At 58.4% G+C, this 25,555-nt stretch carries 24 protein-coding genes; 8 read left to right on the top strand and 16 right to left on the bottom strand.

The annotated features are described in order from the left end of the window. The first annotated feature begins 49 nt into the window (after positions 1-49). The 3 genes from VB780_RS26815 (at position 50) to hpsU (ending at position 2,683) form a co-directional block, all read left to right on the top strand. Positions 50-988, top strand: coding sequence for a glycosyltransferase family 2 protein (locus VB780_RS26815; protein WP_323354254.1), 939 nt, complete (start codon positions 50-52; stop codon positions 986-988). Positions 989-1,051: 63 nt separating this feature from the next. Further along, positions 1,052-2,014, top strand: coding sequence for a glycosyltransferase family 2 protein (locus VB780_RS26810; RefSeq protein ID WP_323354253.1), 963 nt, complete (start codon positions 1,052-1,054; stop codon positions 2,012-2,014). A 63-nt stretch (positions 2,015-2,077) separates the two neighbouring features. Further along, positions 2,078-2,683, top strand: a complete 606-nt coding sequence (gene hpsU / locus VB780_RS26805; protein WP_323354252.1) for a hormogonium polysaccharide biosynthesis acetyltransferase HpsU — start codon at positions 2,078-2,080, stop codon at positions 2,681-2,683. A 34-nt stretch (positions 2,684-2,717) separates the two neighbouring features. Here the strand turns inward: hpsU and VB780_RS26800 are convergent, their stop codons facing one another. From VB780_RS26800 to treZ, 11 genes are all read right to left on the bottom strand, one after another. Then, on the bottom strand, positions 2,718-2,993 hold the full coding sequence (locus tag VB780_RS26800) for a UBP-type zinc finger domain-containing protein (RefSeq protein WP_323354251.1): 276 nt from the start codon (positions 2,991-2,993) through the stop codon (positions 2,718-2,720). A 185-nt stretch (positions 2,994-3,178) separates the two neighbouring features. Continuing rightward, on the bottom strand, positions 3,179-4,579 hold the full coding sequence (locus tag VB780_RS26795) for a helix-hairpin-helix domain-containing protein (RefSeq protein WP_323354250.1): 1,401 nt from the start codon (positions 4,577-4,579) through the stop codon (positions 3,179-3,181). A 70-nt stretch (positions 4,580-4,649) separates the two neighbouring features. After that, entirely contained in the window at positions 4,650-4,796 is a 147-nt protein-coding gene (locus VB780_RS26790) for a hypothetical protein (RefSeq protein WP_323354249.1), read from the bottom strand. 21 nt (positions 4,797-4,817) lie between these two features. Beyond that, positions 4,818-5,651, bottom strand: coding sequence for a PP2C family serine/threonine-protein phosphatase (locus tag VB780_RS26785; protein WP_323354248.1), 834 nt, complete (start codon positions 5,649-5,651; stop codon positions 4,818-4,820). 10 nt (positions 5,652-5,661) lie between these two features. After that, complete coding sequence (locus VB780_RS26780; RefSeq protein ID WP_323354247.1) at positions 5,662-6,318, bottom strand: vWA domain-containing protein; 657 nt, start codon at positions 6,316-6,318, stop codon at positions 5,662-5,664. 110 nt (positions 6,319-6,428) lie between these two features. After that, the gene (locus VB780_RS26775) at positions 6,429-6,806 is read right to left on the bottom strand and encodes a hypothetical protein (RefSeq protein WP_323354246.1); all 378 of its coding nucleotides are present in this window, start codon (positions 6,804-6,806) and stop codon (positions 6,429-6,431) included. 170 nt (positions 6,807-6,976) lie between these two features. Beyond that, positions 6,977-8,107: a nuclease-related domain-containing protein gene (locus VB780_RS26770; protein ID WP_323354245.1), complete on the bottom strand. Its 1,131-nt coding sequence runs from the start codon at positions 8,105-8,107 to the stop codon at positions 6,977-6,979. Between the two features lie 92 nt (positions 8,108-8,199). Next, complete coding sequence (locus VB780_RS26765; protein ID WP_323354244.1) at positions 8,200-9,717, bottom strand: trehalase family glycosidase; 1,518 nt, start codon at positions 9,715-9,717, stop codon at positions 8,200-8,202. A gap of 8 nt (positions 9,718-9,725) precedes the next feature. Continuing rightward, on the bottom strand, positions 9,726-9,881 hold the full coding sequence (locus VB780_RS26760; protein ID WP_323354243.1) for a hypothetical protein: 156 nt from the start codon (positions 9,879-9,881) through the stop codon (positions 9,726-9,728). Between the two features lie 21 nt (positions 9,882-9,902). Then, positions 9,903-12,728 (bottom strand): malto-oligosyltrehalose synthase, encoded by a 2,826-nt coding sequence (treY, locus tag VB780_RS26755; RefSeq protein ID WP_323354242.1) that lies wholly within the window; start codon positions 12,726-12,728, stop codon positions 9,903-9,905. Between the two features lie 131 nt (positions 12,729-12,859). Then, a complete protein-coding gene (gene treZ / locus VB780_RS26750; protein WP_323354241.1) occupies positions 12,860-14,695 on the bottom strand; it encodes a malto-oligosyltrehalose trehalohydrolase in 1,836 nt (611 codons plus the stop codon). A 416-nt stretch (positions 14,696-15,111) separates the two neighbouring features. On the opposite strand from treZ, the gene VB780_RS26745 reads away from it, so the two are divergent. Then, a complete protein-coding gene (locus tag VB780_RS26745; RefSeq protein ID WP_323354240.1) occupies positions 15,112-16,830 on the top strand; it encodes an RluA family pseudouridine synthase in 1,719 nt (572 codons plus the stop codon). Between the two features lies 1 nt (position 16,831). Here VB780_RS26745 and VB780_RS26740 read toward each other — a convergent pair whose 3' ends face one another. Further along, on the bottom strand, positions 16,832-17,113 hold the full coding sequence (locus VB780_RS26740) for a hypothetical protein (RefSeq protein WP_323354239.1): 282 nt from the start codon (positions 17,111-17,113) through the stop codon (positions 16,832-16,834). Between the two features lie 258 nt (positions 17,114-17,371). Between VB780_RS26740 and VB780_RS26735 the strand changes: the two genes are divergently transcribed. Together VB780_RS26735 and VB780_RS26730 are read left to right on the top strand one after the other, a co-directional pair. Beyond that, positions 17,372-17,626, top strand: a complete 255-nt coding sequence (locus VB780_RS26735; RefSeq protein ID WP_323354238.1) for a helix-turn-helix transcriptional regulator — start codon at positions 17,372-17,374, stop codon at positions 17,624-17,626. A 399-nt stretch (positions 17,627-18,025) separates the two neighbouring features. After that, entirely contained in the window at positions 18,026-21,094 is a 3,069-nt protein-coding gene (locus tag VB780_RS26730) for a tetratricopeptide repeat protein (protein WP_323354237.1), read from the top strand. A 90-nt stretch (positions 21,095-21,184) separates the two neighbouring features. Here VB780_RS26730 and VB780_RS26725 read toward each other — a convergent pair whose 3' ends face one another. Beyond that, a complete protein-coding gene (locus tag VB780_RS26725) occupies positions 21,185-21,592 on the bottom strand; it encodes a HEPN domain-containing protein (protein ID WP_323354236.1) in 408 nt (135 codons plus the stop codon). Then, positions 21,579-21,869, bottom strand: coding sequence for a nucleotidyltransferase domain-containing protein (locus VB780_RS26720; RefSeq protein ID WP_323354235.1), 291 nt, complete (start codon positions 21,867-21,869; stop codon positions 21,579-21,581). Before VB780_RS26720 ends, VB780_RS26725 begins: the two co-directional genes overlap by 14 nt. 240 nt (positions 21,870-22,109) lie before the next feature. On the opposite strand from VB780_RS26720, the gene VB780_RS26715 reads away from it, so the two are divergent. Further along, on the top strand, positions 22,110-22,583 hold the full coding sequence (locus VB780_RS26715; RefSeq protein ID WP_323354234.1) for a hypothetical protein: 474 nt from the start codon (positions 22,110-22,112) through the stop codon (positions 22,581-22,583). 169 nt (positions 22,584-22,752) lie between these two features. On the opposite strand, the gene VB780_RS26710 is transcribed toward VB780_RS26715, so the two are convergent. Further along, positions 22,753-23,175, bottom strand: a complete 423-nt coding sequence (locus tag VB780_RS26710) for a universal stress protein (RefSeq protein ID WP_416349267.1) — start codon at positions 23,173-23,175, stop codon at positions 22,753-22,755. 167 nt (positions 23,176-23,342) lie between these two features. Between VB780_RS26710 and VB780_RS26705 the strand changes: the two genes are divergently transcribed. Then, the gene (locus VB780_RS26705; protein WP_323354233.1) at positions 23,343-24,548 is read left to right on the top strand and encodes a phosphoglycerate kinase; all 1,206 of its coding nucleotides are present in this window, start codon (positions 23,343-23,345) and stop codon (positions 24,546-24,548) included. An 86-nt stretch (positions 24,549-24,634) separates the two neighbouring features. On the opposite strand, the gene VB780_RS26700 is transcribed toward VB780_RS26705, so the two are convergent. Further along, positions 24,635-25,540 (bottom strand): glycosyltransferase, encoded by a 906-nt coding sequence (locus VB780_RS26700; RefSeq protein ID WP_323354232.1) that lies wholly within the window; start codon positions 25,538-25,540, stop codon positions 24,635-24,637. Between the last annotated feature and the right edge of the window lie 15 nt (positions 25,541-25,555).

The following is a 25,555-nucleotide window of genomic DNA, read 5'->3' as shown; positions in this document are numbered from 1 at the left end:
GACCGGGCAACAGGTTTGGTTTTGTAGCCCTACGGCAATTTTGTGGATGATGAACCAGCCCTTAATTTCGGCAATTATTTGTACTCACAACCGGGCCAGCTACCTGGGGGCGGCGATCGCCAGCTTACTGGAGCAAACCTACGCCGCCTACGAAATTATTGTGGTGGATAACGCTTCGACGGATGGCACCAGAGCTGTGGTAGACGCTTACCAGCCGCATCCCAAGCTGACCTATTTCTACGAGAGCACTCTGGGGCTGTCGGCGGCGCGCAACCGGGGAGCGGCGATCGCCCACGGCACCATTCTCGCCTACCTCGACGACGATGCCGAGGCCGCTCCCCACTGGCTGGCGGCGCTGGCGGCCGCCTTTGAGCAGCACCCCAAGGCGGCGATCGCAGGCGGCTATGTTAGCCTGCTCTGGCCGCAGGATACGACCCCGCCCCCCTGGTTATCGTCTACCCTGTCTGAAAGTCTGGGAGCCTACGACTTGGGGGCCACAACGCGGCTGATTACCAACCCCGGCCAAACCCCCCGAGGGCTCAACTACGCCGTCAAAAAAAGCTTTTTAGACTCGGTGGGTGGCTTCGACCCGCAGCTGGGTCGGGTGGGTAAAAACCTGCTCTCGAACGAAGAACTGCATCTGACCCAGCTGGCTCTAGCCGCTGGCCATGAGGTCCTGTTTGTGCCCCAGGCCCAGGTGGCCCACAATGTGGCCCCTGAGCGACTGCGCCGGGGCTGGTTTTTGCGCCGCAGCTGGTGGCAGGGCATTAGCGAATGCTACCGCGAGCAGCTCAGCCACACCCTGACCCTGGAACGGGTGCGGGTGCGGAGTCTGTGTCTGGTGCGGGGGCTGGTCAAGGCCCTGCGCCACTGGCCTGACCCGGCTGTGCGGTTTGAAAATGTGGTCTATGCCTACGGGCAGCTGGGCTATGTGGTGAGCGGGCTGCGCCACCTGTTGCCGCGCCCTAGGGCGAAGGCTTGCCCCTGAAGACCTTCTAGCGTTTGCCTTCTAGCGTTTGTTTATTAACCCCCTCGTGTAGTGGAATTCATCATGGCTGCGACAACCCCCAAAATCCCAATTTCGGTGCTGATTCCGGCCAAGGATGAGGAGCAAAACCTGCCCGCTTGCCTGGCCAGTCTGGAGCGGGCGGCGGAGATTTTTGTGGTGGATTCAAACAGCAGCGATCGCAGCATCGACATTGCCACTGCCGCCGGGGCCAAGGTGGTGCAGTTCGACTTCAACGGCCACTGGCCCAAAAAGAAAAACTGGGCCTTAGACAACCTCCCCTTTAGCCACGACTGGGTGCTGATTGTGGACTGCGATGAGCGCATTACCCCCGAGCTGTGGGACGAGATTGCGATCGCTATTCAGCAGGCCGAATTTGACGGCTACTACCTCAACCGCCGGGTGTTTTTCCTCGGCACCTGGATTCGCCACGGCGGCAAATACCCCGACTGGAACCTGCGCCTGTTTCGCCACCGGGCGGGCCGCTACGAAAACCTGCAAACCGCCGATATTCCCAACACGGGCGACAACGAAGTGCACGAGCACGTGATGATCGAGGGGGTCGTGGGCTACCTAAAACACGACATGCTCCACGAAGACTTTCGCGATTTGTACCACTGGCTGGCCCGCCACAACCGCTACTCCAACTGGGAGGCCCAGGTCTACTACAACCTGCTCACCGGCATGGGCGACGGTGGCACCATCGGCGCAAATCTGTTTGGCGATGCGGTGCAGCGCAAGCGGTTCTTAAAAAAAATCTGGGTGCGGCTGCCCTTTAAGCCGCTGCTGCGGTTTGTGCTGTTTTACGTTTTGCGGCTGGGCTTTTTAGACGGGCGAGCGGGCTATATCTACGGGCGGTTGCTGAGCCAGTACGAGTACCAGATCGGGGTCAAGCTGTTTGAGCTAAAGCAATTTGGCGGTCAGCTCAATGTCACCCCCAAAGAAAGCGCTCCATCCCCCAAGCTAACGAACCAGCCCTCGATTATTTCGGTAGAATCGGCCCCGTAGGCGAAGGGGTTTGCCCGTGCCCATCTACGGTTGCTCTATGGGGTTGCTCTATGGGGGTTGGTGATGACGGTTAGTTCTCCCTCTGACGGTGTCCACAACCCTGGGGACGATGCTCCCTGGGTGCGGCTCGATACCTACGACCAGTCGTGGTACAAGCCGGGGCGATCGAAGGGCATGATTCTGCTGTGGTGGCTGCTCCAGGCGGTGGTGTTTCCCCTCACGCCCCACGCTTCCCACGGGCCGAGGTGCTGGCTGCTGCGTCGGTTTGGGGCCACCGTTGGCCGAGGGGTGGTGATTCGCCCCTCGGCTCGGTTTACCTATCCGTGGAATGTGACCATTGGCGACCACAGCTGGATTGGGGACGACGTGGTGCTCTACAGTCTCGCTCCCGTCACCATTGGGCAGCACTGCGTGATTTCGCAAAAGAGCTACCTGTGCACCGGCAGCCACGATATTGGCGACCCTCACTTTGGCTTAATAGTCGCGCCAGTGACCGTTGAGAATGGGGCATGGGTAGCGACCGACTGCTTTGTCGCGCCGGGGGTAACCGTGGGAGCCAACAGCGTGGTGGGGGCACGCAGCAGCGTCTTTAAGTCTTTGCCGCCAGGGCAAATTTGTTTAGGAAATCCCTGTCGAGCTGTGGCACCGCGCCAGATGGTGAGCAGCTAGGAAATGCCCTGCTTCAAGCTCATTCCTCAACGTTTCAATAGTCTTTCCCCTCTTCATCCACAAAACACCAGAGCCACTGTTCTCCCAATTCGGCTGAGCTAATGACAGCATGCCCCGTTTCTTCGTAATGTCGCCGGGCGTGCTGATGCTCCGACGAATCGCAGCACAGCATTTGCCCACAGGTTTGACAAATGCGCAGGTGTACCCAGCGGCTGTTGGTTTTGATGCACTCTTCACAGCGAAATACTGGATAGGCCGCTTTAGAAATGAGGGTTTCGGCGGTTAGATCGTTGAGATGTTGACAGCTCATTGAACTCCTCTCATAGCGCCCTAGGGCAAGGGCTGAAGTTTTAGGACGGGTGAGGGACGCGCAAGAAGCTGAGATACCAGTCACCACCTAATCCTATTGGTGCATTGCTTTCCTGTGTAGCTTACCTTGATCACCAGGTTCGATACGGTATTTCAGTGCACATCCTTAATTATCTGGTATTCAACCTAATCTGACGGTTTGACCAGGCGCGGCCAGAGGGCAATCAGCCCGATGAACAGCAGGGTGCCAAAGACCGCCGACTCAGTATCTTCCTGGGCCATCAAGACTTTGCCAATCAGAAGTATCGAGAGAATGGCGGTGGAGACAATGCCGGTGGTGACGGCATATTTGATCCACTGCTCCGGCAGGGTCAGAGAGGGCAGTTTGGGGAGAGTTAGCTGGAGCTGTGGCGATCGCGGCCAAGACAGCTTTGCCCCTCGCTCCCCTAGATAGATACTGGCTGTGGTGACAGCATGCGCCAGCGGTTTAAACAGGGCGGCAGCGGCGTCGTGGTTTCTGGCCTGCCACTGTTCTCGGGAGAGGGAGGCTTTGGGGAAGACATCGACGCCCAAAGCTTTTTTGCGATCGCACCAGTAGCACCGCCCGTAGCTCTGGCTATAGTAGTGGCAGTTGACTTTGGGACAGGCCTTGAGGTCGGCCACCGCCAGCTTCAGCGCCTGGAGCCATTCCCCTGGGGTCGGGCGCAGGCTGGCATCGCGATGGCCTTCGTTGAAGCAGCGCAAAAAGCACTGCTGTAGTTCCGGGTGTACCGTCTCTAGGGGAATGGTCAGCGGGCCGGGCTGAATTAGGGTGGTGGCTCCGTAGGGCCAGTGGCCCTGGCTCAAAAGCTGGTTGGGGTCGGGGGAGTCGCCCCAGCCCGTCCACACCCCCTTGTAGGGCTGATCGCCAAACAGCAGCAGGTGAATGATGACGGCTAATCGAAAGCGATCGTGGCCTTCGGTTTGGTCAAGCTGGGCCAGGTCGCGGCCCAGCAGTTCTGGCGGGGTAAAGCCCTCAGACCCAACGGGACAGCGAAACACCTGCCCCGTCTGCGGGTCGCGCACCTGAAAGGAGTCGGTGTCGATTACCGAGGGCAGCGCCTGGTTGTTGACCAAAATATTTTGCGGTTTGATGTCGCCCAGCACGTAGCCCTTGGCGTGGATGGCCTGGGTGATGGAGGCAATATTCATTGCCGTGACGTGCAGGTACAGCCAGTTAAAGCCGGGCAGGACGGTGCGCCGTCGCTGGGGGTTATAGACATCAAACAGGCCAACGCTGTGGGCAATTTCAGGCATGAGAAACCCCAGCGATCGCCCGCTGGCATCCTGCAAAAGGGCCTTAGGCCAGGCAAAGGAGGGGTGGTTGATCGCGGCATTGGGGTCGGTGGGCGGGTTGGTCACCATCACTTCCAGTTTGCGGATGCGATCGCCGCTGGGGTTGAAGTAGAGCTTGGCCAGGTAGCCGGGCCAATTGGTATGCCAAACTTCTCCCTCGCCGCTGGTCGCTAGCTGCGTGGTTAGCTCTACCGGCTCGCTGTGGCCGACACAGGTCAGTACTTTCGCTGTTGTCCCTATACTCTGCGCCATCGAGCTTCGCCCTTAAACCAGCAACCACTATAAACACTGACACCCAAAATTGGCCATCTAGACTTTGGCCCTAAAACCTTGGCTCTGCCCTCAAAAAATCCCCCTCGCCCATCGTTTCTACGATCAGCGTGGGAATGCCCCCTTTGGCGCTGCTGCGTCCCAGGGTGGAAGGACGCTGGAGCGTCTGAGGGCGCGTGGCCACGTGGAACGTGGCCACGATGAAAACTGTTTTACTGGATCAGGCTGAGCGATCGCAGCGGCACAGCAGCAGAGTCTTGTCGTCATCGGTTTTTTGATTGAGCCGTTCTGAGGTCAAAAAGCTCATCAAATACTCGTCATCGGTCTCAGGATTGGGGGTTTCTTTTAAATACTCTTCTAGAGGGCTGAAAAAGGGCGCAAAGGGAGCCCAGTCTTTGAGGCGCAGGGCGACGCGCTCGAGGCCGTCGGTGGCGACGGCAATAAAGGCTGGGGGTTGACCGATCACGGCCACCTGCATCGAGGTCAGGGCATCGGTAGCAGTGATAAAGGTGGTCTGGTTGGCGAATTCGCCGCGATCGGGCTCAAACAGCAGTTCATACTCGCCCTTGGCGGGTGCCCCCGCCTGACCATAGCGCACCACCATAAAGCCGTCGCCAATCTGCACGGCCGCCAGCCAGTCGGGAGTGGCCAAAAATGCCAGCAGGGTGCAGGCCAGATCCTGGGGTTCCCAACCTTTGGCGTTGGCCTGCTGGGTGAGTTGGGTCTGCGATCGCATCACCGCCTTGGTAAACAGCTTGCGCATCAGCTCCTCCGACGGCGGCTGGGGCCAGCGCTGCCAGGAGCGCTGCCGCTTTTGCAGCCAGGCTTCGCTAGTGGCCAGATACTTTAACGTTGTGGCCACCGCCAGCTTGGCCCCGATGGCTGAGTGGGGCGCACTGCCTGCCCCATCGGCCACCGCGCCGACGATCACCCCATGGCGATCGCGCATGGCCTTAGGTGCAGCCACCACCACTGCCCCATAGTCTTGGCAGGACTGCTGCTGCTCTTGATGGCGGGTGCCAATGGCCGACCGGGCAATTGCTCTCCAACCCACAGTGATTTCCCTATGTAGTGATTTGGCCCCATTCCACCGGGGGTAGGGCCAGGGCCTCACCCACCTTACTGCTCGACACCCGCTTCATGGAGGTGCTCAGCCAGACAAACATGGGGCTAAAATCGAGTCCCTTGAGCAGCAGCGGCGGTCGCTCCGCTGGGGCAATCTGGCTGAGGGTTTTCATATCGGCCCCCTCGACGCCGACGGCAAAGAAGCAAAACTTGCGGGCCGCCTCCCCCGCGCGAATTTTTTCTGCCGCCGCCTGCCAGGTATCGGTGGGGGCACCGTCGGTAATCAGAAAAATCCAGGGCCGATAGTACTGAATGCCGTTTTCTTTGTAGGTCTCTTTGCGCGTTTCGAGCAGCGCCAGGGAATAGTCGATGGCCTCGCCGATGGGGGTGAGGCCATCGGCCACCAGCTCTGGCGGGGTCAGCTGGTCGATGGTGGTAAAGTCTTGCACCAGCCGCACCGGCCCAAAGGCGACGATCGCTACCTCCACGCTCAGGGCAGCTTTGCTATCTTTGATGGTGTCTTGCTTAAACACCTCTACGCCCCGGCTCAGTTCTTGAATGGGCTCGCCCGCCATGGAGTTGGAGGTGTCGAGCAGCAAAATGACCGGGCAGCGGTTTTCAGGGTTTTCAACGAATTCAGGTAATCCTACAGGCATGGTAATGTCCCCCTCGGATTCACAATTGGTTTTCACCAGAGTACTGCCCGATGGGGGTATCGAGTTTTACAGATTGTGATGTTGGGCTGCAAACGGGATTAAGCCTTCACTTACTCTGAAATGTGCTTGAGTACGCGCTTATCGGTGGCGGTGAGCACGTCTTCACCCGCTGTCTCGGCCTGCCGGGCGCGATCGCTCAGTTCCTGCATTTTTTGACTGGCGGCATCTCGGCCCTTCTCGATCGCCTGGTTGCGGGCGTCGGTCTTGCCAATAATTTTCTTAGTGGTGTCTAGCCCGCTGTAGACATTGTCCGATAGCTTATCGGCCTGGTCGGCAGCTTGCTCTAGGTTAACGGGTGGCACAGCCCCAACCTGTCCCTGACTAGCCAGAGATGGGGCTGTGCCCCGCAGAATCAGCACAGTGGCGATGGTAATCAAGCCTGCAAGAATTGAACCGCTGAGAATTAATATTCGTCCGCGCACGCCCATAGCACCTCCTATGCAATGCCCTTAGCCTAGACATTGGCGCGGGCTATGCCATCCTTCCCCAGGGAGACAACGGCTTGTCTCTGGGAGTCATTGCCACGGGGCAATTATTCCAAGGCGCTATGGCCAAGCTTGAGGCGATAGTGACGGCCTACCCCCGTTTAAGTTGGGGGCTATGTCGTTGGATTAACGTAGAAGAGTTGCGATTCTGGGGCGTCAGCACACAGCACGTAGAACTCTCGCCCTTGCTTAGAAATTTTGGCCTTCTCGCCGTTGGCGCAGGTTACTTTAATTGGAGTATTGCCGTTACAGTCGGCACATTTGAAATAGTAGCCATATTTGCCGTAGACAATGGCTAGCTGGCTGCTGCCGCAGGCCCGACAGGTGTGAGCTGGTGCCGCCGCACTGGAGGATGATGAAGCCGCCTGCGCTGGCCTAGGCAGCGGTGAGGGAGAAGACTGCGGCTGAGGGTTGACCACAGATTGGGCAGGGTTTTTCAGGGGAGGCTGGGTCGGTTGAGGCCGAGGTGCGGGGGATGGCCCCGACGGCGATTTGGCGATAGGACGTACAACCCTCTTCGATTCTGAGAGGGCGGGCGGTGCCGCAGCGTTTGATAAGGGCGCTTTAGGGATAAATGAATTGGCCAACTGGGGTTGGGGCCTGTGCTGTTGCAGCAAAAACTCCACCAGATTTGTCACGCTCTTGTCGCTAAATTCGGCCCCGGCATCTTTGAGATTAAGGGAGAACAAACCGCTGGCTCGGCGGTAAGCCGCGTACATTTCCTGAATGCGGCTGGTAATCTGATCGGCCTTGAGCACCTGCTTGGTGGCAAAGCCTGGGGGCCGTTGAATTACCCCAATATCAGAGATGGCCACTAGCCCATCAAAGGGCACGGAGGTAAAGGTGAACTGAAGCGTCAGCACCTTGCGGAAGAACTGATCGACATGGTCGTTGAGTAATGCCCTGAGCAGCTCGGCCTGGCGCTCTACTTGCAGCACTGGGGAGGGCATTCCTTGCCAAGCTGAGGCTATTTGGCGCGACCATTCCCCCTGAGCATTGACGCGAATCTGCGTGGTGACGCTTTTACTCTCGATCAGGGTAAACCCGTGGGTGCTGATCAGCAGATGGTCAATCTGGGCGACTTCGCCCTGGCGCTCTACCCGCAATCCGTTCAGCACTTTGATCTTGGGATCTTCGCCGAATGCGCGGCGCAGGTAAAATGCCATCTGTTCTTCAGCCCGGCGTCCCGCCTGCACCTGCTTACTCGCATTGGGGGCAATAGGATCCAGCTCTTTAGCAATCATAACCAGTACGTCTAGAACTTTAGCCCTAATACAGTGCCCAGTTTCTAGATGTTAGTTACGCGAGCGACCGGAATGGCTTCGCTGCGTCAGGGCTATTCTTGTTCCAGAACGGCCAGCAGTTCCAGAAAGACGCCATTCGTCCAGCCGAAGCCGACTTCGTTGGTGCTGTAGCCAAACTTGATGTCGTCGGAAACCTCGCCCGTGCAGGTCTCAATGTTGTATTTTTCGAGCAGCACGCCGCAGCGCTCAAAGTCTTTGACCAGCAGGGAGACAAATTTTTCGGCCAGCCGTCGGGCCTCGGCTTTGTAGCCGTAGCGCAGCAGACCTTTCACCACAAAGTACTGAAAGGGTGCCCAGCCAAAGGGGGCATCCCACTGGTTGCCCGAGACCACGTTGCTGGTTTTAAAGCCCCCGGCGGCTTCAAAGGCGGGCAGATTGTCTACCAAACGCTGGGCCTGCTCGGGGGATGCCACCCCGCTCCACAGCGGGTAGAAGGCGGTAGCGTATTCGTAGCGACAGTGGCAGCGTTCTCGAAAGTTGTAGTCGAGGTAAAACCCGGTTTTGTCGCTCCACAGGTAGCGGTCAATTAGCCCTTTGCGGTAGTCGGCGCGATCGCACCACTGCCGAGCCAGTACAGAGTGCCCCAAAATGCTGTGAATCTGGGCCAGATCTTGCTCCATCTGGTGGAGCAGCACGTTGAGGCAGACCGGGGCGTAGTGAATCACATCGACGCTGAAGGGGCCAAAGCGATTGGTGGGGTCGAGGCCCGACTCGCGCATGGCGCGATCGCCTCGGTAGAACAGGTCAGTGAGCTCGTCGGCCTCAGGGTCGTAGTAGAGCGAGACATCATAGTCGGTGACTTCATGGTCGCGGTAGTAGGCTTTTACCCGATCAAAATGGCTGCGGCCCTGCTGGTCGCGCTCTGAGTACAACACCTCTGGGGAGGGGCCACTCACCACCGAAAAGTAGCGCGATAGGCCGGTCGCCTGGTTGAGGTGGGGCGGCACCACCCAGTAGTAGTAGTAGCTTTCGAGCTGGGGCAGAGTGCTGATCAACCAGTCGGTATCTTGGCAGTGCTCGTACCATTCCAGCACCATCCGCGACAGCAGCGGTGGCTGCGATCGGTTGAGGTAGTAGGTGCGGTTGGCGTTGAGCACGGTGCCATAGTGCTTCACCTCGTAGAGCAACTGCTCAACTAAACTCTTGCCCAGGGCATAGTTTTTGTCGCGCAGCAGGCCGAGCAAAATAAAGTAGCTATCCCACCCGTAGAGTTCGTTGAAGCGCCCGCCGGGCACCACGTAGTCGCCCGGCAGGTAGAGCAGCCCGTGGCCCTCGATCGCCTCGCATTCTAGCGGTAGGGTTCTAACCGAAATTTGCGCCATGTCTTCGGCGGAGATCGACTGTTTGAGGTGGGCGGTCACCTGGTCAAGGTCTTCTTGGCCTGAAATGTAGATCAGCCAGGGACCGTCTTTGTGCTCAATTTTTTCGTCGTAGGCGGCGTCAAGCAGGTTTGTGGTAGAGCGAGTCAGGGTTTGCCATTGGGCTTTAATGTAGGTCTGAATCGCAGCGATAGTTGGTGAATCGAGCGCGGTTTGGGTTTGCGAGATCATGAAAAGTTTTAGGCTTTGGTTGAGATAGAGATAACCCCGAGCAATCCCCAGGCGGAGCTGAGGCGGCGATCGAGATGGGGTGACGCAATTGGGCTGATGAGGCGCAGACCGGTCTGCGCCTCACCGCTGTCGAGCTGACTTCGGGCGGGCGATCGCTCGCCCAAGACCCACTCAAATCCCCTGGCCTAGGATTCAGTTGGGGCTACCTCAGGCGTTGGTTTATTGGCGGCTTCGCCAATCAAGATGGCGACCGGAAAGGTAGCCAGCAGATCCGACAGGGTGGCATCGTCGGTGGCGGTGACCGTTTCGTCGGTGATCCAGTTTTTCCACTGCTGAACGCCGCTGGGCAGGGCCAGGGTAGTGTCGCCCCACACCTTGCCGATGGGGCATTCGTCCGGTTCAATGCGGCTGGTGAGAAAGCGAGGGGCGATCGCCACGATCCACTGATTGCCCCACTGGCGGGCAAAGGCCACAATGTGCTCTTCGGCGTCGCCTCGGGCAAACAGCGGCTGGTAATCGCCCTGGGCAAACAGCTCGGGGTGGGCCTGCCGCGCCGCCAGCCCCCGGTGGGTGACCCAGAGTTTAATGCGCCCGTCTTGGCGGTACTCCAGCAGGTTTTTTAGCAGAGCTGGGCGATCGCCTGCGGCCCACTGCTGCAACTCGTTGAGCCAGTGGCGGCGCAGGTTGTAGTCAACCGGGCGACGGTTGTCGGGGTCAACCAGGCTGAAATCCCACAGTTCTTGGCCCTGGTAGATATCGGGCACCCCCGGCAGCGCCAGCTTGAGCGCCACCTGGGAGAGCGAGTTGTAGATGCCGTAGTCGGCAATCCGCTGCTGAAACTTGCGAAACGTTGGGAGAAAATTGTTCTTGTCGCCGGGGGTCAAAATGGCGCGGGTAAAGGCCACGTAGCCATCTTCGTAGTCGGCGTCGGGGCGCAGCCAGGCGGTGTGCACCTTGGCCTCGCGCACGGCTTTGACCACGTAGTCGGCGATGCGATCGCTAAAGCTAGGCAGCTCCCCGTCGTTAAACGGAAACGCCCCCACCAGGGTTTGGTAGAGAAAATACTCGTCGTTGGCATCGGGCACCACCTGGTCGTGCACCACGGTTTTGTGGCTACCGTTGAGGCTGCGCCAGGTATTCACGGCGGCCTCCCACTCGCCGGGCAGTTCAGAGAGCACGTTTAGCCGGGCGCGCACGTCTTCGCTGCGCTTGGTGTCGTGGGTCGAGCTGGCGTTCATGGCGTGGGGCCACTGCTGCTGCCGCTGCTGCTGCCGCTGGTGAAACTGCCGCAGCGAGAGGCCAAACTGCCCCGGCGTGCCGCCCACCTCATTCAGGCTGATAAAGCGGTTGTAGCCATAGAACAGGGTATCTTCTAACCCCTTGGCCATCAGCGGGCCGGTAAACTGCTGTAGGCGCATGACAAAGTGCAGCCACTGGGCCTTTTCTTCCTCCGGCAGCGTGCCCTCAAAGTTGAGCGACAGGAAACGCTCGATCAAATTCAGCTCGTTAATTAGCTGGGGAATACGCTTGCGAGCGGCTTCAATGGCTTCTTGAACATAGGCCATATCGCGCTCAGAGATCTTCTCCTGATTGACGTAGGTGCAGTAGATCGGAAAGGCAATTAGCACCTCTTCAATGGCGGTGCGCAGGCCGTAGAGGGTGAGGTCGCGCCCGTAGCGATATTGCTGACACACCCGCTTGAGAAATCGGGCCAGATTGTTGATATCGCCCACCAAGTTAGTGTCGGCGATCAGTCGTTTCTTCTCGCTGACTAGTTCTGCATAGGGGGTAGTTTCGCCGGTCAGCTGTTGATAGATGCGGGTGAAGGCATCCTGGTTGTCTTGCTGGCAAAACACGCCGTTGAGCTGAATGAGAGAATCGTAGCCCGAGGTGCCCTGAATCGGCCAGTCGTCGGGCAGGGTTTCTTCGGCTTCGAGAATTTTTTCGATGACGATGTAGGTGTCACCGAGGCGGTGGCGCAGCCGCTCCAGGTAGCGGGTGGGGTCGTAAAGACCGTCGATGTGATCGATTCTAACCCCGCTAAACTGGCCGGTTTTGACCATCTGGTCGATCAGTTTGTGGGTCTGCTCAAAGACTTCCTCGTTGTCGATTTTGAGGCAAATTAGCTCGTTGACGGTGAAGAAACGGCGGTAGTTGAGTTCCTCGGCCCCTACTTTCCAAAACGACAGCCGATAGAACTGTTCTGAGAGTAATTCATCCAGCAGATCAAAGCTTCTGGGCTGGTCGGGGGTGCCGTTAAAAATGACCAGGTTCTGGTCAATAAATTCACGTACTGCGTCGCTCTCCTGGTACACATCCCACAGCAGCCCCTTGGCAAACTGGGCCTGGTCGCGGTACTCGCGGCCCTTGAGATCGACAACGGCATTTTTTACCAGGTAGAGAATGCCCGAAATTTTGACGAAGGTGCGATCGCTGGTGTCGAGCTGCTGCGCCAGCCGCCCCGACTGGTAGCTCAAAAACCGCCCGTAGGACTCTACCCGTACCGGAAACCGCAGGCCGTAGTAGTTGACGCTCAGCCCGGTCTCGTCGTAGCTGAGCTGAATTTCGCCTCGCTCTAGGCAGCGATCGTAAAAATCCCCCAGCATGGGGGCCAAGACTCGCCCGCCCAGCTCCTCTGGCCCTTCCCACTCGATGTCGAAAAAGTTGAAATATTCCGAGTCAGGCCCGTACTCCATGACATCCATGAGGTAGGGGTTTTGGCCGTCGTAGGCCATGTGGTTGGGCACAATGTCTTGCAGCCAGCCCAGCCCGTGGTAGCGCACCGTCTCGCTCAGGGGCTGAAATGCCGCCTCGCCGCCCAGTTCGGGGTTGAGCTGGGTGGGGTCAACCACGTCGTAGCCGTGGGTGCTGCCCTTGCGCGCTTTGAAAATTGGCGAGGCGTAGATATCTGAAACTCCCAAGGTTTTGAGATATTCCACAATGTCTTGGGCCGCAGCAAACCCAAAATCTGGGTTGAACTGGAGCCGGTAGGTCGCGGTGGGGATACGCATGGCGAACTCAGAAAGGATGAACGACTAAATAACCTGTTCCAGATCCAGACTTGGAGTTTTACCTTTAGAAGAACTATAGCTCTTGGGCTGGACTTGGTATAAACCAGAGCGTTGAGTAGAGTCAACCGCTTTTATGTCGTTGAGTAGAGAGTAAAACTGAGCGGCGCTAGCTCCAGCGACTGCGCTTCAGTAATTTTGGGGGGTAGCGCCGAGCCGGAACCATCCCACTCGTCGGTGGCCGAGTCGAGGACTAGCACCCAGGGCTGCTGGGGCGGCGCCAGGTCGATTACGCTGACGCTCTGGTGGAAGTTCATCAGGCAGAGCAGCTGTCCGTCAGCGATAGCCCGGCGGTAGACAATCACCTTCGTGTCTTCGTCGCTGCTAATCTCCATATACTTAGAATAGGACGGCACGTTGAGCTTGAGCTGTCGCCGCAGCTCTAGCAGGCGTTGGTAGTAGTTCAACAACGTTTTGTGCTGCCCTTCGCCGCGCAGGTGCCAGTTCAGTTTTGAGGCTTCATAGGTGGACACCTCGTGGGCGGGGGCGGGTTCGCCAAAGCCGTGGGCCTCTTTAAACTCGCGTTTGCGCCCCTCAAAGACGGCCTCAACTAGCTCGGGGTCGCTGTGGTCAATGAAGTAATTAAAGGGGGCTTCTTCCCCGTATTCTTCGCCCATAAACAGCAGGGGAATATAGGGTGAAGTCAACAGTACTCCCGCCGTCAGCTTGAGGGCGTCAAAGGGCACGAGCTTAGAGAGGCGATCGCAGCCCTTGGCATTGCCAATTTGGTCATGGTTTTGGGCACAGACAATGAACTGGTCGGAGGGCAAATCGGTGGCCGAATTGCCGTGCCGCCGCCGCCGAAAGGGCGAATAGGTGCCGCTGTAGACAAAGCGATCGCGCATTGCCGTCGCCAGAGCCTCGCAGGTGCCAAAGTCTTGGTAATAGCCGTAGCGCTCGCCAGTAATTAACGTGTGCAGCGCGTGGTGAAAGTCGTCGCTCCACTGGGCGGTGAGGGCAAAGCCCCCCTGCTCGGCGGGGCGAATAATCCGGGTGTCGTTGAGATCGCTTTCGGCGGTGACGTAGAGGGGCTTGCCCAACTGGTCTGACAGCCCCGCCACGGCCTCGGCCATCTCGGCCAGCAGGTGCTTGGCGCTAAAGTCGTAGATGGCGTGGATGGCGTCGAGCCGCAGCCCGTCGATGTGAAACTCGCGCAGCCAGTAGAGCGCATTTTGGATGCAGTAGTGCCGCACCCCATCGCACCAGGCGTCATCAAAATTGATGGCATTGCCCCAGGGGGTGTTGTATTTGTCGGTGGTGTAGGGGCCAAAGCTGCCGGTGTAGTTGCCCTCTGGCCCTAGGTGGTTATAGACCACATCAAGAATGACCGCCAGCCCTTCCTGGTGGCAGGCATCGACTAGGCGTTTGAGGCCGTTGGGGCCACCGTAGGAGTTTTGCGTGGCGTAGGGAAACACGCCGTCGTAGCCCCAGTTGCGCTCGCCGGGGAACTGCGCCACTGGCAAAATTTGGACGGCGGTAATGCCAAGGGCTTTGAGGTCGGCTAGTTGGGCGATCGCTGAGTCAAACGTGCCCTCGGCGGTAAAGGTGCCGACGTGCAGTTCGTAAATTACGTAGTCTGGCCAGGGAATGTTTTTCCAGGCGCTGTCGCCCCACTGGTAGGTGTTGAGGTCAACCACCGCCGAGGGGCCATGCACCCCCTCGGGCTGATAATACGACGCCGGATCAGGCCGATCTGCGGCCCGATCAATGTAGTACATATACTGTGTACCATCTGCCACTTTCTCGACCGTAGCAGTCCAGTAGCCTTCCTCGCTTTTCTGCATATCAAAAGCAGCCTCTTTAGGCGAGAGAAGGCGTAGCTCGACCGAGTCTAGCTCAGGCCCCCAAAGTGTAAAATCGCACTGTCCATTGCTGTGGAGAATGGCTCCAACTTTGAGGTCTGATCTCATAGGAATAATCGTTTAGTTGATGAATTTAGCGCCGATGCGTAAGGCACCGCATCACGCTCCGTTACCTTATCAGCGCCAAACTGATTTCCAATCTCCTTTTAGATAGATCCTGCGCTGGGCGGAGACAAAACGTATGACATGAGCTAAGGGCCTATAGTAGGAAGTGTTGTGAGCGATCTATGCCGCTACAGGTAAAACAGTTACGATCTGGCGCATCTAGAGATTGGGGGACTACCAGCCAAAGCTAGCGATCCCCCCAAATCCCCCTACCCTGCGGGAAGCCGCAAGCGTCTATAAAAAGGGGGACTTTGAAGCGGACTCAGACCCCCCTTTTTAAGGGGGGCAGGGGGGATCCTCCAACCGTTGCATACGCCCATTACGATCTATTAGCCAGCTCTCTGCCCGTGTTTAACACCGTGCTTCACCCCCCCGATGACTGGTTAGACGGGGCAAAATTGGCGGAGCCAGAAGCGGCTGACTACTACTATCAGGGCTACTGCCCCCGCACCGGGCAGCACTACCGGCTCCCGCGCACGGCTCGGGCTCGGGCGATCGCCCAAGCACTCATGACCCAGCTCGGCGATACCCACCCCACCGAGGGCAAGATGTACGGGGTTCTGGTGGTACAAACACCAGACGGGCAAACCGGAGTGCTCAAGGCGTTTTCAGGATTGTGGCAAGGGCAAGAGCAGGTGCCCGGCTGGGTGCCGCCGATACCGGGGCGATCGCAGGTGGCGCTGCAAGAGGCCCGCACCCTCAACGCGCTGGGGATAATTAAAGACCGCCTGCTGGTGTTGCAGCGGTTGCCCGAGCGGGAGACCTATGCTCGATTGCAGGAGGAGTTGGCGGGCGATCGCACCCGACTCAACCAGCGGCACCGCGATCGCAAACAAGCCCGCGCCCTTCGACGTCAAACCTTGGCCAGCACCCTCACTGGAGATGCGCTTACGGATGCCCTAGCGGCTCTGGAGCAGGAGAGCCGGGGCGATAAGGCCGAGCTGCGAAAGTTCAAGCAGCGGTGGCGCGATCGCCTAGCCCCTCTTGAAGCCACCCTCCAATCCGCCGATGCTCAGATCGCCATACTTAGGCAACAGCGGCGGAATCTTTCTCGCCAGCTCCAGGCTGAGATGCACGCCGCCTATACTCTCACTAACTTTGCGGGCGAATCCCTGGCTATTCAAGATTTAGCAGCCCAGGGCAACCTGCCTACGGGTACCGGCGATTGCTGTGCCCCCAAGCTGCTGCGCGCGGCGGCCCAGCTCGGCCTCAAACCCCTAGCGATGGCCGAGTTTTGGTGGGGCTCGGCCCAGGGCGATCGCATTCCAGGCGAGTTTTATGGAGCCTGCGCCGATCGCTGCCAGCCAATCATGGGTTTTTTGTTGTCGGGGTTGTCGGCCCAGGTATTGGGCTCGGCAACCATCCCCGTAGGGGCGCAGCATGCTGCGCCCCTACAGCCCCCACCAACGGGCGACCTTCAACCAGAATTGGGGATTCCCGTTCTATACCAAGACCCGTGGCTGATCGCGGTGGATAAGCCTGCGGGGCTGCTGTCGGTGCCGGGACGCTACCGCGATCGCCAAGACAGCGTGCTCACCCGCCTGCGATCGACCCTGCCCGAGGGCGCGTTTTTGCAACCCGTCCATCGCCTCGACCAAGACACCTCTGGGTTGCTGCTGCTGGCCCTAGATGCTGAAACCCACCGCCATCTCAGTCAGCAGTTTGAGCAGCGCCAGGTGCAAAAGACCTACCAAGCGATCGTGGTGGGGGATGTGGCCGAATCATCGGGGATTATTGACCTGCCGCTGTGGGGCGACCCGACGCAGCGACCCCGGCAGCAGGTGAACTCGCAGCACGGCAAGCCCAGCCAAACCAAGTTTGAGGTGCTGGGCCGCGAGGGGGGGCTAACGCGCATCGCCTTTTACCCGCTGACGGGGCGCACCCACCAGATTCGCGTTCATGCGGCCCAGGGGTTGAATGCGCCGATTTGGGGCGATCGCCTCTACGGCCAGAGTGAACCAGGGCAGCGGTTGCACCTCCACGCTCAATCGCTGCATTTTGTTCATCCTCATAAGAAGGATGCGATTCCCCTAGGGATCGCTTCGCGAATCGCTCTGGACTCTGCTGTGCCGTTTTAGCTTAGGTGGTGGGGCGATCGCGCTGGCTGTAGCGCAGCACATCGCCCCCATCGGGGCGAATAATTAAGCCGTTTTCGGGAATGGCGATCGCATGGCTCCAGCTGACGCGCTCTAGGTAGCCGAGCAGGTGCAGGCGATCGATGGCGTGCTGGGTGTCGTCGGGCGAGCCGACCAAGTAGTGCCGCAGGCGGCGGTGGGTTACCACGACTAACGGAATGGTGGGCAGCGGCGTCTGTGCCGCCCCCAGTCGGTAGGACGGCAGAAAAGATTGAGTTTGCAGCATTTAGAAAGTCCTCAACAGCGAAACGAAGCGTAGGGTGGGCACTGCCCACCACCCAGCCACAGCTTTTCAGCGACCCCACAGGCAGCAAAAACTAGCCCCCGCGATCGCAGATGGCAAAAGAACAGGATGGGTAACGGTAGAATGGGGCACGACAGCAGGCACGTCCCCATAGGTAGGATGAATGCTACCATCGACTTATATACGCCATTATGACGTGCCAACAATCAATACGTCAATATGGCGTGTCATCTGTGTTGAATGAAAAAAGATCGGCGTCCCCAGGAAAGTGATTCCCCCATTGAAGAACTCAGGATTCAGCGGACGAATCTGTCCCAGGCTGAGTTCGCTGTTCACTGTGGGATTCCGCTGCGGACGTATCAACGCTGGATTGCCGGGGCAACTGAGGCAAAGCTAACGCCTCAGCAGTGGAAAGCGTTGATGAGTGTTTTGAGCATTCAATCGGTCGATGAAATCCCCAACGATTTTGCTGGCAGCGAAGAGCTGGCTTTGTAGGCTGGGCAAGGCGGCTCCTTCAAGGTTGGCTGTTTGAGGCAGGTTTGGATGGTGGGCAGTGCTCACCCTTCGGGTTGTTTTAGGACGTTTCAGCAAAAAGACCTGGCCTTTCGAGCAATTTACTCGGCGTTCCGAGCAGATCACTCGGCGCTTCGAGTAAATTACTCGGCAGATGGAGCAAATCACTCGGTGTTCCGAGAAAACTGCTCGGCGGTTCGAGAAAAAGACTCGGCGTTCCGAGTAAATTGCTCGGTGTTTGGAGCAAACCACTCGGCGTTCCGAGAAAACTGCTCGAAACTTGGAGTAAACCGCTCGGAATCGCGCCCTCTGGGGCTGAAGACTGAGGTTAAGATTGACCAAACTGCCCCGTCACCGCCGCTGCCGCTAGCTCTGCCACCGATGCCCAGCATTTTTATCTCCTACCGCATCAGCGACAGCGCCGATATCACCGGGCGCATCTATGAGCGGCTGGCTGACCACTTTGGGCCAAAGAAGATTTTTCGCGATGTGCAGTCTATCCCGCTGGGCATCGACTTCCGAGAGTACATCAACAACAAACTGCAAGACTGCCAGGTAATGGTGGCCGTAATTGGCCCCCAGTGGCTCACAGCTCTAGATGCCAACGGCAACCGCCGCCTCGGTCGCCCCGATGACTGGGTGCGGCTAGAAATCGAAACTGCCCTCAACCGAGATATTCCGGTCATTCCGGTGCTAGTTCGCAACGCCCAGCTTCCCAAGGCCGAAGAGCTGCCCGACGGGTTGCAAGCGCTGGCCTACCGCAACAGCACCACTGCTAGGGCTGATCCAGACTTTGACCCCGATATGGCTCGCTTGATTGCGAGTTTGGAGACGGTGCTAGCTAGGCCTGTCTCCGCAGTGACTATCCCCAACAACCTGCCCCGCAGCGGCACTAAAAAATTTGTTGGACGAGAAATTGATCTCGCTAACCTTCACACTCAACTACATCAGACCGACTGCCTGGCGATCACCGCCCTGCGTGGCATGGGGGGCATTGGCAAAACCGAGCTGGCCCTGCAATATGCCCTGCGCCACCGCGATCGGGGCACCTACCCCAGCGGCATCTGCTGGCTGCAAGCTAAAGAGCAAGACATTGGCACCGAGATCGTAAACTATGCGATCGACCAACTGGGGCTAAACGTGCCTGCGGATGCTATTGATTTGCCCCGCCAGGTGCAGTTTTGCTGGCGCAACTGGCCCGGCAACAGTGATGTGCTGGTGGTCATAAATGATGTCAGCGGCCCCGACGGCAACACAGCCTACGCTGCCATTAAGCCCTATCTGCCACCCCAAGAGACCCGCTTTTGGGTGCTACTAACTACCCGTTTACAACTGGTCACATCTATAAAGATGGTGCAAATCGATGTGCTGAGCGAGGCGGCATCGCTGGAGCTACTGAGGTCGTTGATTGGGAGCGCTCGGGTAAACCAAGAACTCGATACCGCCAAAGCCCTCTGCGAGTGGCTGGGTTACTTACCCCTGGGGTTAGAGCTAGTAGGCCGCTTTTTGGCTCGCAAGCCGGGGTGGACTCTGGCAAAAAAGCAGCAGCAGCTCAACGAAAAACGTCTAGCTGCCAGAGCCCTGTGCCAAGCCCAACCAGACATGACTGCCACCCACGAAAGCGCCGCCGCTGCCTTTGAACTAAGCTGGCAAGACCTAACATCCGCAACCCAAGAACTAGCTAGCCTATCGCCTCTGCCTGTTTGCCTTAGCCCCCATCCCTTGGGAGTGGCTAGAGCAAGTGTACGAGGGCAACGACCCCAGCTAGAAGACTTGCGTGATGAAGAGTTGGTCAGCCGCAGTTTGGTGTTGGTAGTCAGCGCCAGCGGTGCCCCGGTAGAACTGCAATTGCACCAGCTGATTCGAGAATTTTTTCGCAGCAAGCTGGAGCAGTGGGCCGAAGCCGAAGCGCTGAAGCAGAGCTACGGCCAGGCCATGGTGCAGATGGCCCAGCAAATACCTGATCCCCCTACCCACGCCCAGATCTTGGCAGTGACAGCAGCGATACCCCACCTGGCAGAAGCAGCTACCACTTGGCAGCGGTGGCTAGACGATGAGTCGTTATGTTGGCCATTTATTGGGTTAGGGCGGTTTTATGAAGGGCAAGGTGACTACGGGCAGGCAGAACCGTGGCGGCGAGATTGTTTAGCAGTGGTGCGCGATCGCCTTGGCGACGATCATCCCAATGTCGCCACGAGCCTGAACAATTTTGCGCATCTATATCGGTTACAGGGCCGTTACGGTGAGGCGGAATCGTTGTACCGCGATGCGCTGACGCTGCGTCAACGGCTGTTGGGCGACGACCATCCCGATGTCGCTGCCAGCATAAACAATCTCGCGGCTCTATATGAGTCGCAAGGGCGCTACAGCGAGGCGGAACTCCTCTTCCGGGACGCCCTGATACTAAACAAACGGCTGTTAGGCGACGACCATCCCGCTGTCGCCAACAGCATGAACAATCTCGCGTATTTATATCGGTCGCAAGGCCGCTATAGCGAGGCGGAACCGCTGTACCGCAGTGCGCTGACGCTGCGCCAACGGCTGCTTGGCGACGGCCATCCCGATATGGTCATCAGCATAAATAATCTCGCGGGTCTATACGAGTCTCAGGGGCGCTACAGCGAGGCGGAACCACTCTTCCAAGAGGCGCTGGCGCTGAGTCAACAGGTCTTGGGCGACGACCATCCCTATTTTGCTGCCAGCATGAACAATCTCGCGGCTCTATATCATTCACAAGGGCGCTATAGCGAGGCGGAACCCCTCTACCGCGACGCCTTGATGCTAAACCAACGGCTCTTGGGGGACAACCATCCCGCTGTTGCCAACAGCATGAATAGTCTCGCGGCTCTGTATGAGTCACAAGGGCGCTACAGCGAGGCGGAACCCCTCTTCCGCAACGCCTTGATGCTAAACCAACGACTTTTGGGCAATAACCATCCCACTGTCGCCAACAGCATGAATAATCTTGCGGCTTTATATGAGTCGCAAGGGTGCTACAGCGAGGCGGAACCGCTCTTCCAAGAGGCGCTGGCGCTGAGTCAACAGCTGCTCGGCGAGGCCCATCCCGCTGTCGCCAACAGCATGAACAATCTCGCGTATTTGTATCGGTCGCAAGGGCGCTATAGCGAGGCGGAACCGCTGTACCGCGGTGCGCTGACGCTGCGCCAACGGCTGCTTGGCGACGACCATCTCGACGTGGCCCAAAGCATGAACAATCTCGCGTATTTGTATCAGATGCAAGGGCGCTATAGCGAGGCGGAACCGTTCTACCTAGAAGCGTTGCCGATTCTGCTTCAGCGGTTAGGACAAGACCATCCAAATACTCAAACGGTTTGGAGCAACTTCATCAGCTTTTTGCAAGCCGTGATTGCCGCAGGCCAAACCAACCTCCTCTCCAACCACCCCATCACCCAAAACCTGCTGCGCCAGGTGCAGGGCCAAACCCCGTAGGGTGCCTTCGGGGCCTCACTTTCCCAGATCTCGACTCCCCCAACCCCCGCTAGGCCGCACCGCACCGCTCACCCATATCGAGAGATCCCCTTAGCCCAGCCCTCGCCTTTGCAAATCGCTGCGGGCCACATCATACAAAGCCTTCGCCTGCACCACCGCCCGCTGGGCATCCTCCCAGATCGGGTCATCATCATCGGTGGGGTAACGGGCCTCCACCGCCCACTCCGTCAGTTCTGCCAGGTCAACGGTGCATCCGCTGAGCGCCCAGTGCTCTGGCACCAGGTTTCGCAACTCATCCAAATCATGCCGAAACGGAAACTTGATCTGCTCAAAGATCAGCACAGCCTTAAAGCTTTTTTCTGCTGCCTGCTGGGCTAAAAAGCAAATATGCCGAGGCTCAACGGCTAACTGTGCCAACATGGCCTCGGCTGCTCTCAAATCTTCTGCTGCATAGCGTAACCATCGAGCGGCCTCAAGATGGTGCTCAGCCTTGCTCATAGAGCACCGTTCCCTCCGTAATCGCCTGATGCAACACGGTGCCAACCACGTAGCCTCTACGGGCAATTTCTTCAGGCGTAGTCACAATAATATCTTTGCCGATCGGCAGGTCGGCCAAACTACGCCGCATCGCAATAGCAGCGTGACGCTTGCTAGCCACCTCAGGCAGAACAATCAGTAAGTCAATATCGCTATTGGGCGTAGCCTTACCCGTCGCTTGAGAGCCAAAAAGAATGATCTGCAAAGGCTGAAACTGCTGGACCAAACGAGTTTGCATCGTATCCAGGTAGGAGAGCGCATTCGTCAACATCGCTATTCGAGGCCCTATTTGTTCCCTATCATAGGCTACAGACGCATTAACATTGGGTCATCACCCCCTTTGCTGTAGTGAGAGGGTCGGCCCACTGTGCTTGTGCATTTGACAGAGCACGGATGAGAGAAAAAAATTCAATCTTTATAAAGATTCTATATTTGCGGTTGGGAATCCTTTTAGAAACCATCCAAGAGGCATCCACCCATGGCCAGCAACTACATCAGCGCCACCCTTTCTCTACAAGCCCGCGACGAAGTTATGAGCGCGATCGCTACCATCCGCGACCTGCTCCCCTTCATCCTCGACGTGGCCCCCAAAGTCAAAAAATCCATGCCTAAAATGGGCGACAAAAGCCGCGCCTTTGTGCAAAAAGCCCTCGATGTCGCCATCCAGCACCCCGACTTCTTGCCCCGCTCCTTCGACATTGCCGAACTCCAGCGCGACGTAAATTTGTTTGAAGCCATCTATCCCCTGGCCATGGCCCTCGCCCAGCTGCAGGCCGACCTCGACGACACCCTCGCCGCCGTCGGCAGCGACGCCTTTACCGCCGCCCTTCAGGTCTACCGCCACGCCAAAGCCCACGGCGACGGCAGCGGTCTCGACGCCATGGTCGAAGACCTGGGCCAACGCTTCGATCGCCAGCCCCGCAAAAAAGCCTCCACCGAAGCCGCCATCTAACGGCAAAGCCAAATCCGCCCACCCTGCGGGAAGCCGCAAGCGCCTATAAAAAGGGAAACTTTGCAGCGGCCTCAAACCCCCCTTTTTAAGGGGGCAGGGGGGATCCCCAACCCTTGCACATACCCGTTAACGAGGCTTGTTCCCGATCAAACTTGCAGGGCCAATGCCCCTAGGGAATAATCAACACCGGGCAGGGCGAGAGGTTGATTACCCGCATGGTGACGCTCTCATTCTGTACGTCTTCAATTAGGCCCACGCCCCGGCAGCCCATCACAATTAGATCGGCGTTGAGTTCGTCGGCCACATCGCAGATTACAAAGGCGGGCTGCCCCTCGCGCTCAATCACTTCGGTCTCAATGCTCTGCGCTGCAAACAAGGCCTTAGCCTGCCCCAGCAGCTTAGCCACCGCCTCGGGCGATGACTGGGCCGAAGGCTGCGCCTCCTCCCTCGGTTCGACAACCGACAGCAAAACTAGCCGACTCTGGTGGGCTTTGACCAGCTCTGCCACCTTAGGCGCCGCCTGCTGCGCCTCAGAACTCATGTCGATGGGAAATAAAACCGTCTTGAACATGGCGTATCGAAGGGAACTCACACTCCGGTAAAATGAGGGCGGCAATAAGTAAATATTACGACAGACACAGCGGCTGGGCTGCACCGCTCCCTCAGATCTACCTTAGTCAAGGTTGGGGCTACCGCCACCCGCACGCTGCATAACGTAATAAATGCAGAGTCTTAAACCGTTTTTAGGAGGTATATAGCGTGGTTAAAAAATCGGTGGCGAGCCTGACGGCAGCCGACCTTTCGGGCAAGCGGGTACTGGTGCGGGCCGACTTCAATGTGCCCCTCGACGACCAGGGTGCCATTACCGACGACACCCGCATTCGGGCCGCCCTGCCCACCATCCAAGACCTCACTGGCAAGGGGGCTAAGGTGATTCTCACTAGCCACTTTGGTCGCCCCAAGGCCCAGGTGGTCGAGAGCATGCGCCTCACCCCTGTAGCCGAGCGCCTCGGCCAGCTGCTGGGCAAAGACGTGATCAAGTGCGACGACTGCATCGGTGACGAGGTGGCGGCGGCAATCGGTGGAATGTCCAACGGCCAGGTGGCCCTGCTCGAAAACGTGCGCTTCCACGCGGGCGAAGAGGCCAACGACCCTGAGTTCGCCAAGGCTCTGGCCGCCAACGCCGACCTCTACGTCAACGACGCCTTTGGCACCGCCCACCGCGCCCACGCCTCCACCGAGGGTGTGACCAAGTACCTCAGTCCCTCCGTGGCGGGCTACCTGATTGAGAAAGAGCTTCAGTATCTGCAAGCGGCGATCGAAAACCCCCAGAAGCCCCTGGCGGCAATCATCGGCGGTTCCAAAGTCTCTAGCAAGATCGGCGTGATCGAGACCCTGCTCGACAAGGTTGACAAGCTGCTGATCGGCGGCGGCATGATCTTCACCTTCTACAAAGCCCGGGGCCTCAACGTCGGTAAATCCCTAGTGGAAGAAGACAAGCTGGAGCTGGCCAAGGCTCTGGAAGCCAAGGCCAAGGAAAAGGGCGTTGACCTGCTGCTGCCCACCGACGTGGTGTTGGCCGACAACTTTGCCCCCGACGCCAACAGCCAAACCGTTAGCGTTGACGCGATTCCCGACGGCTGGATGGGTCTCGACATTGGCCCCGACTCGATCAAAGTGTTCCAAGACGCGCTGAAGCAGTGCAAGTCGGTGATCTGGAACGGCCCCATGGGCGTGTTTGAGTTCGATAAGTTTGCGGCGGGTACCGAGGCGATCGCCCACACCCTGGCCGAACTCACCGGCCAAGGCGTCACCACCATCATCGGCGGCGGCGACTCTGTAGCGGCGGTTGAAAAAGTGGGCGTGGCCGAGAAAATGAGCCACATTTCCACGGGCGGCGGCGCTAGCCTGGAGCTGCTCGAAGGCAAAGAGCTGCCCGGCATCGCCGCGCTAGATGACGCCTAGGCGCTAGAGTCGCTCGCTCAGGTCTAAACCAAAAGGGAGGGAGGTGCGATCGCATCCCCCTCCCTTTTTAACTGGGAAAAACACCCCTAGCCCGCCGATAGCTCTGGATCGGTCTTACCACCGCTCAGCCGGGCCACCACCGCCTCCTTCGCCATGTCGAGCCAGGCGTGCCAGTAGCCCAAGGCCCAGCCCATATTCAGAAACCAGAGAAACAGCGTGGGGCGATCGCGCACCCGCACCACAAACTTCACCGGCACCAGCGGCAGCGCCAAAAAACACCTGAACAGCATCTTCTTAGGGAAGCCATTGGCCCAGTGCTTGCGGTACAGCCGGGCAGAGTAGTAGCCAAACTTTTTCAGCCGCCGAAAGTTAGACCGCACATCGCCCCGAAAGCGAAAATTCACCACCGCATCTGGGGCCTCGTGCAGCGTCACCCCCAGAGCCTGAATGCGCCAGCAGTAGTCGATATCTTGCAGCGCCAAAAACTGCCCGTCAAACCCGCCCACCGCCTCGTGATGCACCCGCTTAACCGCTAGGTTGCTGGCCGCCCCAAAGGGCCGAAACGGGTGGTAGAGCAGCCCTGTGCCCTCAATGCTGGTCAGCGCGGCAGCAAACTCGTTGCGATCGTTGAGCTGAGTCATCTCGCGCCGACCGCAGACCAGATCGTACTTTTCCATAGCGGTGGCCATCGCCGCCAGCCAGCCGGGGGCGACCGCATCGTCAGCGTCACAAAACAGCAGCGTGTCGCCCTGGGCCTGGGCGCAGGCCATATTGCGGGCGTGGGCCGCCCCTCGGCGAGCCGAGGCATCGACCACCTTGAGCTGGGGCATGGTCTGCTGGTAGCGCCGAATAATATCTAGGGTGCCGTCGGTAGAACCGTTGTCGCCCACTACAATCTCCCAGTTACCCGAGAATTCTTGCTGGGCCAGGGCATCGAGCTGCGCCGAGAGGGTGGTCTCAGCGTTGTAGGCCGGAATAATAACGCTTAGCATAGGGCCATTGTGCAG

Source organism: Leptolyngbya sp. CCNP1308 (assembly GCF_034932455.1).
In the GTDB taxonomy this organism is placed as follows: Bacteria; Cyanobacteriota; Cyanobacteriia; order Phormidesmidales; family Phormidesmidaceae; genus Nodosilinea.
The sequence above is the reverse complement of the archived record's forward strand: the minus strand, read 5'-3'. Positions and strand labels throughout refer to the sequence as shown.